The 13,097-nt window shown below is 62.7% G+C and carries 11 protein-coding genes and 3 pseudogenes; 8 read left to right on the forward strand and 6 right to left on the reverse strand.

Features of this window, described 5'->3' with window-relative positions:
* Positions 1-19: 19 nt before the first annotated feature.
* The 3 genes and pseudogenes from CA833_RS23550 to CA833_RS23560 all read left to right on the forward strand — a co-directional run.
* The gene (locus CA833_RS23550) at positions 20-874 is read left to right on the forward strand and encodes a LysR family transcriptional regulator (protein WP_242526454.1); all 855 of its coding nucleotides are present in this window, start codon (positions 20-22) and stop codon (positions 872-874) included.
* Positions 875-1,009: 135 nt separating this feature from the next.
* Positions 1,010-1,792, forward strand: a complete 783-nt coding sequence (locus CA833_RS23555; RefSeq protein ID WP_242526455.1) for an IclR family transcriptional regulator — start codon at positions 1,010-1,012, stop codon at positions 1,790-1,792.
* Positions 1,793-2,220: 428 nt separating this feature from the next.
* A pseudogene (locus CA833_RS23560) lies at positions 2,221-2,388 on the forward strand (transposase); the annotation flags it as partial.
* A gap of 18 nt (positions 2,389-2,406) precedes the next feature.
* Here CA833_RS23560 and CA833_RS23565 read toward each other — a convergent pair.
* From CA833_RS23565 to CA833_RS23575, 3 genes and pseudogenes are all read right to left on the reverse strand, one after another.
* Positions 2,407-3,315 (reverse strand): annotated as a pseudogene (locus CA833_RS23565) (IS3 family transposase); the annotation flags it as partial.
* Positions 3,316-4,683, reverse strand: coding sequence for an IS110 family transposase (locus CA833_RS23570; protein WP_242526036.1), 1,368 nt, complete (start codon positions 4,681-4,683; stop codon positions 3,316-3,318).
* A gap of 218 nt (positions 4,684-4,901) precedes the next feature.
* Positions 4,902-5,144: pseudogene (locus CA833_RS23575) on the reverse strand (transposase); the annotation flags it as partial.
* A gap of 99 nt (positions 5,145-5,243) precedes the next feature.
* On the opposite strand from CA833_RS23575, the gene CA833_RS23580 reads away from it, so the two are divergent.
* Positions 5,244-5,507: a type II CAAX prenyl endopeptidase Rce1 family protein gene (locus tag CA833_RS23580; protein WP_255535894.1), complete on the forward strand. Its 264-nt coding sequence runs from the start codon at positions 5,244-5,246 to the stop codon at positions 5,505-5,507.
* Between the two features lie 321 nt (positions 5,508-5,828).
* Here CA833_RS23580 and CA833_RS23585 read toward each other — a convergent pair whose 3' ends face one another.
* Positions 5,829-6,932 carry a BamA/TamA family outer membrane protein gene (locus tag CA833_RS23585; RefSeq protein ID WP_207080411.1) on the reverse strand — a complete coding sequence of 368 codons (1,104 nt, stop codon included), beginning with the start codon at positions 6,930-6,932 and terminating at the stop codon, positions 5,829-5,831.
* A gap of 266 nt (positions 6,933-7,198) precedes the next feature.
* On the opposite strand from CA833_RS23585, the gene CA833_RS23590 reads away from it, so the two are divergent.
* The 4 genes from CA833_RS23590 (at position 7,199) to CA833_RS23605 (ending at position 10,164) form a co-directional block, all read left to right on the forward strand.
* Positions 7,199-8,470: a BamA/TamA family outer membrane protein gene (locus CA833_RS23590; RefSeq protein WP_207080412.1), complete on the forward strand. Its 1,272-nt coding sequence runs from the start codon at positions 7,199-7,201 to the stop codon at positions 8,468-8,470.
* A gap of 263 nt (positions 8,471-8,733) precedes the next feature.
* On the forward strand, positions 8,734-9,366 hold the full coding sequence (locus CA833_RS23595; protein ID WP_207080413.1) for a tyrosine-type recombinase/integrase: 633 nt from the start codon (positions 8,734-8,736) through the stop codon (positions 9,364-9,366).
* Between the two features lie 268 nt (positions 9,367-9,634).
* The gene (locus CA833_RS23600; protein WP_142635895.1) at positions 9,635-9,880 is read left to right on the forward strand and encodes a BrnT family toxin; all 246 of its coding nucleotides are present in this window, start codon (positions 9,635-9,637) and stop codon (positions 9,878-9,880) included.
* Complete coding sequence (locus CA833_RS23605; RefSeq protein WP_142635897.1) at positions 9,877-10,164, forward strand: BrnA antitoxin family protein; 288 nt, start codon at positions 9,877-9,879, stop codon at positions 10,162-10,164. The genes CA833_RS23600 and CA833_RS23605 overlap by 4 nt, the downstream gene beginning before the upstream one ends.
* Before the next feature lie 599 nt (positions 10,165-10,763).
* Here the strand turns inward: CA833_RS23605 and CA833_RS23610 are convergent.
* Positions 10,764-11,288, reverse strand: a complete 525-nt coding sequence (locus tag CA833_RS23610) for a hypothetical protein (RefSeq protein WP_207080414.1) — start codon at positions 11,286-11,288, stop codon at positions 10,764-10,766.
* A gap of 150 nt (positions 11,289-11,438) precedes the next feature.
* Positions 11,439-13,013, reverse strand: a complete 1,575-nt coding sequence (locus CA833_RS23615; protein ID WP_242526456.1) for an MFS transporter — start codon at positions 13,011-13,013, stop codon at positions 11,439-11,441.
* Positions 13,014-13,097 lie beyond the last annotated feature (84 nt).

Below are 13,097 nucleotides of genomic sequence, written 5' to 3' on the forward strand. Positions count from 1 at the left end.
ATCATGAATAATGATGACCATGTCCGTTCCGAACCTCATTCCGGTCGATCTCCTCCAGGCCTTCGTGGCAGTGGTCGACGCCGGCAGCTTCACCCGCGCGGCGCGCGCGCTCGGCCTGCGCCAGTCGACCGTCAGCCAGCAGATCGGGCGTCTCGAAACGCTCGCCGGGCGGCGCTTGCTCGACCGCGACACGCACCGCATGGCGCTGACGCCCTCGGGCGAGCGGCTGCTGGACCAGGCCCGCGCGATCATCGATTCGCATGTCCGGCTGGGCCAGACCCTGTCCGAAGCGCCCCTGCGCGGGCGGCTGCGCCTCGGGGCCTCGGAGGACTTCGTGCTGTCCGCCCTGCCCGACGTGCTCGCCACGTTCGCGCGGCGCCATCCCGAGGTCGATCTGGAACTGAGCGGGGGCCTCAGCCACGACCTCTACGATGCCTTCGACGCCGGGCGGCTCGACGTCATTTTCGTCAAGCGCCGGGCCGGTGACCGGCGCGGCACGAGGGCATGGCAGGAGCCGATCCGCTGGATCGCGCATCCGGAATTTCACCTCGATGCCCATGCACCGCTGCCGCTGCTGCTCTACCCCCCGCCCAGCGTCACCCGCGCCAGGGCGCTGGAAACGCTGGAAGGCTGCGGGCGTGACTGGCGGATCGCCTTCACCAGCGCCAGCCTCGCCGGGCTCAGCGCGGCGGCACGCGCGGGGATCGGCATCATGCCCCATTCGGAACGGCTGATGCCGCGCGGGCTGGCGGTCGTCCCTGCGGGAGCCACCCTGCCTGCCCTGCCGGACGTCGAATTTGTCGTGATCGGGCCGGGGCCGGGCAATCCTGCCGCCGACGGCCTGATCGCGACGATGCTGCAATGGGCGGTGTAAGGCAGCGATTGCCGCGACGCTGCGGGATAGCGGCGGCCGTGCAATGCGGTTGACCTTGGCGGCGCAGGCACTAGATCATGTGGAACGGGTGGGTAAGCGTCCCTCTAAGTGGGGCGAACGAACGGATTACGAACTATGACGGCACAGCGCGAAGACAAGGCCGATGTCGAAGTGAAAGGCACGCAGACCTTGATGCGTGCGCTGGACATCATGGATGAGGTGATCGACGGGCCGATCCGCGCCGCCGATCTCGCCCGCAAGCTGGGCATGAGCAAGACCACCGCGCATCGCCTTGCCCAGGCGCTGAAATCGCGCGGCTATCTCTCGGTGACCAATGATGGCTTCGGGCTCGGCCCCAAGCTGCTCGAACTGGGCGTCATGGCCACCCAGCAGATCGACTACGTGCGCGTGGCGCGTCCGTTCATGGAAAAGCTGTCGGAGGACACCGGCTTCTGCGTCTTCGTGGGCAAACGCGAGGGCGACTGGTCCCGCCACCTCGACCGCGTGACCGGCCGCCAGCGCCTGCGCGTCGCCACCGCCCCGGGCGACCGCCGCCCGATCGCCGAGACGGGTCTTGGCAAGGCGCTGCTGCTCGATGAGCCGGAAGAGGTCTGGGAAGACCTCTACCGCCAGGCGAGCGGCGGCAAGGTTTCGGCCAGGGCGATGAAGGACTACGTGGCGCAGATGCGCGTGCACAAGGCGCGGGGCTATGTGCTGCACGACAGCGAACTGGGCGACGGCGTGCGTTCCATCGCCGCGCCGATCCGCGATGCCCGCCGCCAGATCTGCATCGCCCTCTCCATCGCCAGCGCCGCGCACTACCTGACCGACGACATCGTCGACGACCTCGCCGCCGCGATCGTCGCCACGGCGGGCGAGATCGGCGAGGCCGTCGGCTACCGCGCGCCGCGGGGATGAACGGTCGGGGGCGGCGAACAGGAACGCCGCGTTTGCTGACCTCGCAATCCCGCGCAGGCCGGGCTTGTTGAAGCCCGCCGCAGCAACGCGCTGTGACAAGGCCGACCAGAGGATAGTCACGCCCCGCGTGCGGGCTTCGACAAGCTCAGCCTGAGCGGGGTTGGGTTAAAACACGGAGCGGCAGGACGCGTTCCGTGGCGGACGTTTGTTGAACATCGCAATTTTTCAGATAGCGGCCATTCTGAAATTCCATAAGCTGACCGGATGGAACATCGGTTCTTCGCTATCCCAGTTATCTCCCTTTGCCTTGCAGCTTGCGGGGGCTCGCCGTCAATCACTCGGATCGAGCTTAAGAGCCCGCGCCGAAAGTTGTTGAGCAATACCAGCATGTTGTGATTCACGCCGTCCTGCGAGAGATGGAGTGATCAATGACATGGACTGGTATTGCCCGGCAGGAGCATAGCCGGAAAGGATTGCGCTATTCCAGTGATATGACGGACCGTGAGTGGTCTTTGGCGGAGCCGTTCATCCCGCCGGCCAAGCGCGGAGGTCGTCGTCGGACGACAGACATGCGCGAGGTGGTGAATGCCTTGCTTTGAGTAGCCCCTAGTTTTCTAGACGCCTTCTGCTCTCAAAATCTGCTGCCGTTCGAACTGGTTGGGTGACAACATCCCGTTCCTGACCAGCTTGCGCACCGGGTTGTAGAACATCTCGATGTAATCGAACACGTCCTGCCGGGCTTCATCGCGTGTTTTGTAGGTGCGGCGCCGGATGCGCTCACGCTTGAGCGAGGAGAAGAAGCTCTCGGCGACGGCGTTGTCATGACAGTTGCCGCGCCGGCTCATCGAATGCTCAAGATTGTGAGCTCGGATGAAGGCCGCCCAGTCCATGCTGGTGAACTGGGAGCCCTGATCCGAGTGGATCAGCACCCGTTGCTTCGGCTTGCGCCGCCATACCGCCATGTGCAGCGCCTGCAGCACCGCATCGGTGGTCTGCCTGCTCTGCATCGACCAACCCACCACGCGGCGGGAATAGAGATCAATCACGACGGCCAGATAGGCGAAGCCCTCCAAGGTTCGGATGGAGGTGATGTCTGTCACCCAGGCCTTATCAGGTGCGGCTACGTCGAACTTGCGATCCAGGGTGTTGTCGACCGCCAGGGACGGCTTGCCGCCATAGCTCCCCGGTCGGCGCTTGTAGCCGACCTGCGCCTTGATACCCGCCAGCCTGGTCAACCGGGCAACGCGGTTCGGACAGCAGGTCTCGCCCTGATCCAGCAGGTCGTCGTGCAGCTTGCGGTATCCATAGACCTTACCGCTGTCGTTCCAGGCTTGCCGGATCAACTCTGTCTGCCGAGCATCTTCCTGGGCCCGCGTGCTCAGTGGGCTCTTCTTCCAAGCATAGAAACCGCTGGGCTGGATGCGCAGGTACCGACACATAGACCGAACCCTGAACTGGTCACGATGCTCGGCGACAAATGCGTATCTCACTTTGCATCCCTGGCGAAATACGCGGTGGCTTTCCTAAGAAACAGCTGTCTCAGGCTCTGACGGCAGTTCCTGGAGCGAGAAGCCGAAGGCTTTCGCGCGGCGCTGGAGATTGCCGATTACCCGGCTGCGATACCGTTCTTCATATTGGGCTGCACCGGGGTCACTATACGCCATCCCGTGACGCAACGCGTTGTAGAACAACACGGCGAGCTTGCGCGCGGTGGCGGTCACAGCCTTGGCCTTTCCTGCCCTTGCAGACAGACGGCGGTAAAATGCACCGAGCGCGGTATCAGTCCGGCCTATCGTAGTTGCCGCAAGGCGCAGCAGCGCCGCCGCCCGGCTCGATGATCGGCGCGTTTTCGATGATAGCAGCTTGCCGCCCGATATCTTGTTGCCCGGCGCCAGGCACAGCCATGATGTAAAGTGCTTTGAGCTTGGCCACGCCGCAAGGTCAGTGCCGCACTCTCCGACCAGCTTGAGGGCCAGCGATGGTCCAATGCCGTGGATCTGGGTCAAGTCTACTCCCAGCACGCGATAGAGCGCAGAACGAACTTCAAAGTCCGGCGCGTTCACTTGTTTGGTCCTGGTCCGAACCTTCGGCAAACGGGCAATGTCGTACCCGTCGCCGCCTTCTAGGTCCCGGAGCGCAATCTCCAGCTTTCGGTCGCACTCCACGATCTTGAGCTGGTAAAAGTCGAATAGCGCAAGCGATTGGCACAGCGCGAAGACGTGTTCATCGCGCCAGTTGCCGGTCAAGGCGGAACAGATTGTCTCGGTGCTGGCATGACATCGAACGTCACGCATCTGGGCAAGGGTGGCGGGGTTGCGCTCGCCGTCGGCGATGGCCCGGATAACACGCATGCCCGTGGCGCCGGTGATGTCGGAGACGACGTGGTGCAATTGCACATTCATCTCCATCAGCGCCTTCTGCATGTGCTGGATATGCGATGCCGCGTACTCGATCAGTCGCTCACGCTGCCGCATGTAGGCCCGCAACGTGGCGACCCCGGCTTTGGGGCGAAAACTGCCACGCAAGAGGCCGTAGCTGTGCAGCCGCTGAAGCCATGACGCATCATTCACATCGGTTTTGCGGCCGGGGACATTCTTTGCATACCGCGCATTGACGAGGATGACGTGGAACCCGTGCTCCTCCAGCACCTCGAAAGCCGGGATCCAGTAGACGCCGGTAGACTCCATCGCCACGCTTGTGACGCCGCACGCTTTGAACCAGCGCGCCATGTCATGCAGGTCCCCGGTGAATGTGTTGAACGCGCGTACGGGCCGATCATCGGCGTCGGGATTGACCGCTGCCATGTGCATGGTCGATCCGATATCGATCGCCGCCGCGCCCGGCACAATCATCGGCATATCACCGACCTTCGCCGCTTTTGATCTACTCATTCCACAACTCCTCCAGAACGGGAGGGCATGGGCGATGCAAACCGTCATTTTCCTAACCGGGGTCACCGCTGTGCGATGCCACCACTCTCAAGTGCGCAACTGCCCACGGGCCACGTTTTTTAACGGGGTATCATGCCACCAATAAGCGAACGGCCGCGACCCTCCTGGCGAGCAGCATAGCACGACCCGTTTCTACCGCGCACAGGCGGGCTAAACCCGCGACCGTTTTTTAGGATGTCGCGCTCCTCGGTCACCCGGGCCAGCTCGCGCTTCAACTGGCGAATCTCGGCATCCTTGCTGGCATCACCAGACACCACCTTCGCCAGTTGCCGCTTCCAGGCATACAGCGAATGCTGACTGACGCCGAGCCGCTCGGATACCTCCGCTACCGGGTACCCACGTTCGGTGATCTGGGCCACCGCATCGCGCTTGAACTCATCGCTGAAATTAGGCTTCCCCATCGTCGTCTCCTGTCCTCAAAATTAGGATAGAAGCCGTCCAGAAATCTAGGGGCCACTCACCTGCCCTTTCTCGCGATCCTGTGGTTTTGCCATGACCGACTGCAGCTATCGAGGCGATGGGCCGTCGTTCTCGGATGGCTTGGGGCCGCCATCTTTTTCAGTGCCATCCATTTGCCCACCTACCAGTGGAATTTCGTCCAGTGCTTCCTGGTCATCGGCACCGCGCGCGTTGCGCTGCTCACTGGCTACGTGGTGACAAAAAACACCTGGGTTTCCACCGCCGCGCACGTCCTGAACGACTGGATCTTCTTCACGGTCATCGCCACGCTCCAGAAAGCTGCGACGCTTCCGCTGCATGCATGATTACCGATCGACAAGCGATTGCCCAAAGCCCTGCCATGGGATGGTGTGCTTGGGGAGAAGCGGCCGATCCTGTCGCACCCCGAGGTCGAACGAAAATGAGGCTATGGCAGCCGGAATAGCAGACCTTCTGCATCTGGGGATGCAAAATCCACTGCTGAACGACCAGCAAGGGTCGACATCTACTACGGCGGCATCAAGGCCCCAATCTGGCATGGCACCGGCTCCCAGCGGGTGACCAGCAAGACCGCCTCGGCGGAGAACGTCACCGCCGCGGTGGATGCCGTGCTCGCCAAGTTCCCGCCCCCGGCGAAGTTGCGCCGTTCAGAAGGCCTCGGCGATCCCGAGGTAGAGACCTTGCGACTTCCAGCCGACCGCGAGGTCCAGCCTGAGGTTGACGTTGGTCTGGCGCGAGGGGCGGAAACGCAGCCCGGCGCCGGCCGACGGCAGGAAGTTGCTCTCCCCGATCCGGCCCAGCGAAGGTGCGATGCCGCCGATCCCGGCGAAGGCGACCATCCCGAAGCGCCCCGCGAGGCGCCGCCGCCACTCGCCCTGCAGCGCCCAGCTCGCCCCGTCGCGATAGCGCCCCGAGGCATAGCCGCGCAGATCGCTCTTCTGGCCATAGAGGCACATCGCGTAGAACGGCGCGTCGGCGGCGGCGCACAGCCCCGCATGCAGCGCCCATGTCGTGCGTGGCCCGGTCGGTACGTAATAGCTGCTGCCTGCGGTCAGTTTGCTCATCCGGTAGTCGCTTCCCAGCACCCCCATGCCCAGCAGCCATTCCGCATGGGCATAGAGCCCTTGGCGCGGATTGAGCGTATCGTCGCGGGTGTCGAAGCTGACCGAGGGGCCAAGCAGGACGAGGGTGCCGTCGAGCTGGCGCTGCGAGGGCACGAGGTCCGCCAGTTGCCCGTCTTCCTCGGCAGGTTGCGCATCCATCTTCAGGAGAAGGCCGCGCGCGCCGGCATAGAGCCTGCCGGCGACCCGTGCCTGCCCTTGCAGGCGCAGGGCGGTGAAGCGCTCGTGCAGCTGGATCGAATCCCCCCTGTCGCCCGCGTCCGCGCCGATCCCGTAGAACTTCATGATCAGCTTTCCCGTGCCCAGCGCCGCCGAAACCCGATAACGGTCGTGGTCGAGCGACATCGAATGCAGCGCGCCGACCATCCAGTTGCCCTGGTTGGTCTTCATCGCCGCCGCCCCGGTGATCCACGGACTGGGCGCGTCGTTGGGATTGTAGAAGGCGACGCCTGCCGCGACGATGCCGGTTCCCAGCGTCGGATTGGTGATCGGCAGCGGCACCGCCAGCACGTCGGCGCCCTTGCCTTGCTTGCGGTTCGAGATCGAAGCCACCGCAAGGCTCGCGGCGATCTCGGCCTGATCGTCGACTTCCTCCATCTCGTCGGCGGGCCCCACTGCCAGGACAGGCACCGGCGCAAGCGTCCCGGCCAGGGCCACGGGCAAGAGCGGAAGGGTGAATCGAAAGCGCGGCACGGCCCGAAGGTACCCTTCGGCGTGGCCGTGAAATATCGGGAAATACCCTCGCGCTGCCGAAAAATGCCGCGCGCACAGCGCTTTCCCTGCCCGATATGCGGGATTGTACCGATGGTTGCCCCCCGTAGAGCGCTCTATCGACTGTGGTGACGCTAGTCATGCGGTCATGCGGATCGAGGGAGACGGACGAGAGGATGATACCCATGCGCCGCACGCTGCCTGCACGGGCGAAACCGCGATCCACGGTGCGCCGCGCCCGGTTCCCGCTTACCGCTACACTCCTGGCAACGCTGCTCCCCGCCCTGCCGGCACAGGCATTGGCACAGGCGACGCCGCCAGCCCCGACTACCACCCCTGCCGCTGATCCCGCTGCCGCATCCGGCGACACGTTAACCGAAGCAGGGCAAAGCCACGAGAAGACTTCGTTCTTCGACAGGTTCCGCGACGAGGAAGACGGCAAGCTCGACTTCTCCAACGTGCTCGCCAAGGGCGGCTTCATCCCGGTGCCGATCGTGATCACCGAACCGGCGGTCGATGGCGGCTACGGGCTCATGGCCCAGTTCATCACCATGCCCAAGGACAACCCCGCCGCGGTCACCCGCCGCATGGTCGGCGCCGCCAAGACCGGCAACGGGTCTTACGGCTACGGCTACTTACAGCAGGGATCGGCGCTCGACCAGCGGCTGCACTACCGCTTCGGCGCGGGGCGCGGGAAGGCCATCCTGACGATGTACCCGGCACTGCTACCCTCGGGCTTCGAATATACCAACAAGTACGATTACGCGGTGCTGGCCTCGGCACGCATGGACATCGGCAAGAGCGGCTTTTCGATCGGCCCGATGCTCGATTTCCGCCAGATGCGCTCGCGCATCGATTTCGCCAAGGTGCCCGACGAGCTCGAGGAGCAGTCCCAGCGCAAGCTCAACCTCGGTGCGCTGGGGGGCGGTGCGCATTTCGACAACCGCGACAACCCGCTGGCGCCGACCAAGGGCGTCAACGCCTATGTCCAGGGCCGCTTCTACGCCGACTTCCTCGGCAGCGACCGCAAGTTCCAGCGCTACGAAGGCCACGCCTACGCCTTCCACCCGCTCGGCGACGGCTGGCGGCTGGGCGCGAAAGTGGAGATCGACGCCGCGCGGGGCAATTACCCCGCCTTCATCGCGCCCTCGATCTCGCTGCGCGGCGTGCAGGCCGCACGCTACCAGGGGGGCACCGTGCTCAGCACCGAGGCCGAACTGACCTACCAGCTCGCCCCGCGCTGGTCGGTGCTGGCTTTCGGCGGCATGGGCGCGACCGACCCCGGCCATTCGCGCATCTTCGACAGTTCGGGCGCGATCTTTGCGGGCGGCGGCGGGCTGCGCTACCGCATCGCGCGCAAGCTCGGCATGGATGCCGGGCTCGATGTCGCCTATGGCCCCGGTGGCGCGGTGTTCTACATCCAGCTCGGCCAGGCCTGGTCCTTCGGGATGGATTGAGGCTGGACGGGCAAGCTTGCCCCCCGCTTCTCCGCGACGCAGCTTTGCTGCCATCAGCTCCAGGCGGTCAGTTCTGCAAGGTCCGCTTCTGTCAGAGGTAGACCTTTAACTGTCTCGCCAGGAATGACAAAAATTGGTCGACACCCGCCGGATAGCTGCCGGTCCGCACCTGGGCATCGAAATTTAGCGGCCGTACGGCAATAATGGGTCGGCCTCTCCTGAAGCGTTCTACCTATGGCCGTCATGGCCATAGGAGATGTGTCATGGGATTATCAGAGTTTGATCCCGCCGCTCGTGAGCGGGTATCTTGGAACGCCGGGCGCAAGGTTGGTGCGAAGCGAGCGCTAAAGCCCCGTCAGATATGGGCGATCCGATTCTTTCTCGACCAGCATGGGCGGATCCGGGACCGTGCCCTCTTTGACCTGGCCATCGATAGCAAGCTTCGCGGATGCGATCTGGTGAAGATCAGGATCAGCGATATCGTGTGTGATCGGAAAATTCGAACACGGGCCACGGTGGTACAGCAAAAGACCGGCAGACCGGTTCAGTTTGAGCTGATGACCGATGCTCGGGCCAGCCTGCTCAAATGGCTGGAACTGAGAGGTGGATGCTTGGAGGATTTTGCATTTCCGAGCCGTACCGATCACGCCGCCCACATAAGCACCAGACAATATGCTCGCCTTGTTGACGAATGGGTCACGGGGATCGGACTGCCCGGTGAAGATTATGGCACCCACTCTCTGCGCCGAACCAAGGCTTCGATCATCTACAAGGCGACTGGAAATCTCCGCGCCGTCCAGATTTTGCTTGGGCACACGAAGATCGAAAGCACGGTCAGATACCTCGGCGTGGACGTGGAGGACGCTTTGACGCTCGCAGAGGGCACTGAAATCTGAGACTGCCCTGGGTCCTTGCCGTAGCAAGGACCCAGGGTCTACAGCTTGGTGGCTGCTCTGCGCCCAAGTTGGTCGTTCGTGGGCGGATTTGACGTGCCGAGCAGCGGTCCGTCCGGTTTCTTGCCGATTATGTTTGCCGATGGGACCGCTGACAAGACCTTCAAGGGCTGCATCGCCTGAGGAACTGAAAGATCGATCCTGACGTCATAGACAAATTGTAGTTACAAAAAGCGATTGACTGGAAATCAAATCGTAACTACAAAAAACTATGACAATCGTGTGGGATGAACCAAAACGGCAAGCGAACCTCGTCAAGCACGGGATCGACTTCGCCGATGTAGGCGAAGGGTTCTTCCTCTCCGCCCTGGTCATCCCCGCGAAGGACGGACGCTTTGCCGCCATCGGTGAGATGAACGGCACGATCACGGTGATTTTCGCTGTGCTGGGCACCGAAGGCGTCTCTATCATCTCTGCTCGCCCGGCCAGCATTACGGAACGGAGGCTCCTGCCATGACCGACCCGAAACACGCCGCCCCCGGATACACCAAGGCCGATATGGATGTGGTCAGCGATAACCCCGAATGGACGGTTGAGGACTTCGCCAGGGCAAAGCCTTTCGCTGAGGCCTTCCCGGACCTAGCAAAGACGATGCGCGCACGCGGCCCGCAGAAAGCTCCGAAAAAGGTCAGCACCACGCTGCGCCTTTCGCCCGAGGTGATCGAGCATTTCAAATCCGGCGGCCCTGGTTGGCAGTCACGGATCGATGCCGCTCTCAGGGATTGGGTAGCAGCACACTGAGGCCGATTGGCGCCCTTGTCGGTCGTTCCATGCCTGATTCTACGGGGCAGAGATCCGACATTTTTCTCTGCTTGAGAGCGGATACTTTAAGTTTTGAGCAAAATCACTTTTGGCGATTTTCTGATGCTTTCTCAAACCTCGCAGCGTGCATTAATGCGTTCGCCAGGCTATCAGGGCCCAACCGGTCCGATGGAGCAACACGTTATGAATGGCATGATACGCTTAGGGATTATCGTGCTCAGCGTATGTTGTGCGGCAGCTTTATCTTGGGCTGCAAGCGGCTTGGCCATGTCAACGGTACGCTGGATAGCGGAACATCCCGGAAGCACCATGGTCATAAGATTCCTCCCGGCGTTTGTTTTGCCTAGCGTTGCTATCGTCCACTATCGCCGCCGCAGAAACACCCAAAACGTAAAATAACGCGTACTTGCAGCGCGTTCGCTCAGACCATTTTTAGGACAATAATAGGCTTTTGAGCTACATCCGAATGGCAGTTTTCCTGCGTTGGCATGCCAAAAACCGCCCTTCCGCTACCGCCCCATTGCGGACTTTCGCGCTTCAGTATCAGAACTTACAAATCTGACGTCTGCATAAGGCCCTTAATCGCCTTCCTCGACCCAAAAAGCAAAAGCTACGGTCTTTCCGAAACCGATAATGCCTCCGTCCTCCAGAACATCAATCGGAGGTAACGGCTCTTCATTTCCTTGGAAGATCAGTTGATGCCTAGATCGATCCCAACCGCTACCTAAACGCACCAACTCATAATGTTTCAAGCGACGTGTTTGCTGCCAAGTTCCTTTGCTGAAAAACTGAGCATCCGGCCCCAATGGTGCAAGTGCCTCAGTAACTTCTTCCAAGAGTCCGTCTGGTATCGGACATTTGCCGTGAAGAAGTGATTGGGTAGCAAAAAGCGTCAGCCAAATCGGAGCATCCTCGATGGTAACAGCATGAAAATCCGCTTCTCGACCGCTCGCATCTAGCCCGACGTTCGATATAATCGCAGCGATCAACGAGCCGTTTTCCAGAGGCTTGGTTCCGACCCACACGCGGCCTAATCCCCCCATCGAGCGCTCCGCTAAACGTTCTAAAACGGACTTGAGGGGGGGTATCGAGCTGTCTTCCATGTCCAGTCACAAGCATTGCAACAATCAACCTGTCAATGTCCGCGTGAGCCCGACATGCGCCCGTAAGCTGTCATTCTGCAAACCACCCAAAGCAGCCCCCACTCCGCTCAGGCGGAGCCGGTCGAAGCCCCCCGGCAAGCGCGCCTTTGCTCAGTTCACCCCATTGACCGGTTGCCCCAGATTGCCGCTCCGCTCGTCCTGTTCGACCAGCGGATTGCGGCCCCAGAGCTGGTCGTAGCGCCAGCCCGACAGGTCCTCGACGACGGCGCAGGCCTCCGGGCTGCTCGGCGTGCGGGCGCCGGCGCGCAAGTGCTCGATCTCGCGCATCAGCACCGCGTGGGTGGCGGGCGAGAGGCGGAAACGGCGCGATACCAGCACGCCGAACAGCAGCATGCCCACCGTGCCCAGCCCCAGCAGGACCGCGATGGTGACAACCGCGCCGTGCGATTGCTGCGCCGCGCCCGAGACGAAACCGCCCGCCTGCATGACAAAGCCGACCCCGGCGACGGCGGCGGCCTGCGTGGCCTTGCGCACGAAGGTCATGACCCCGGCAAAGGCACCCTCGCGGCGGCGGCCGGTGACGATCTCGTCGACGTCGGCCATGTAGTTGTAGGTTGCCCAGGGAATGTAGTTGAGCGCCCCCCGGCCCAGCCCCGCCAGAGCGATGGGAAGCCAGATCATCGCGCTGCTGGCGGTGATCCCGGCGATCCACAGCCCGATCAGCGTCAGTGCGCCGGCGCCGAAGCTGGCGGCGGCGATCTGGTAGGCGCGGCTGGGCGAGGCCCGCAGCGCCATGTTGATGGCGATGATCACCGCCACGAACTGGACGATGTACATCGTGCCGAGCAAGCCGGAGGCGATCGCCGTGCTGCCCGCCAGCGCAAAGATCACGAAGAACGTGAACGCGGCGTTGAACACGTCCTGGCTGATGTAGCCGCCCAGATACATGCCGAGGTGCAGGCGGAAGGCGCGGATGCGCATGGTCGAGAACAAGTTGCGATAGAGCGCCTTGAGCGCCTCCAGCGGCCCGGCCGACGGGCGCGGCCCCGCAGCCGGCGGCGCGCTGCCCGGTCCGTGACGCTCCCAGCTGAACAGGTAGAGCATCGCCGCCGTCAGCATGAACAGCGCCGCGAAGATCAGCCCCATGTAGAAGAAGGTGTCGGCACTGTCCCGACCCAGCGCCTCGATCAGCCAGAGCGGCAGGAAACCGGCCAGGATCGCCGAAGCCTGCCCGAACAGGATGCGCCAGCCGGCGAACTTGGCCTTGGTGCGATAATCGCTCGACATCTCGGCGGCGAGCGTCTCGAACGGGATGATCTCCATCGCGTAGACCAGCTCGAACAGCACATAGCTGACAAGATAGTACCAGAACGTCTGCCCCGGCAGCCACATCAAGGCGAAACTGGGCAGCAGCGGGATCGCGGCGAGGATGAAGAAGCGCCGCCGCCCGAACCGGCGGCCGAGCGCGGTCATGCCGAAATGATCGGAGATATAGCCGATCATCGGCGAGGCGAAGGCGTCGAGCACACGCGCCACCGCAAAGATCAGCGCCGCCTGCCCGGCCGAAAGCCCGCAGAACTGGGTGTAGAAGATCAGCACCCAGCCCGAGATGACCGCCATCGACCCGGCCCCGAGCACGTCGTTGGAGCCATAGGCGAGGTAGTTTCTCAGGCGCACCGGGCGCAGGGCCAGAGTCTGGCTTTCGGGCACAGCAGGATCCTTCACCGTAATTCCGCACGTGACCCGCCTCTGTTTTCGGACGGATTTGCACGCGCTCTTTCGTTTTTCAGAGCATATTAAATAATGACA

This window comes from Novosphingobium sp. KA1, assembly GCF_017309955.1.
Classification (GTDB): domain Bacteria; phylum Pseudomonadota; class Alphaproteobacteria; order Sphingomonadales; family Sphingomonadaceae; genus Novosphingobium.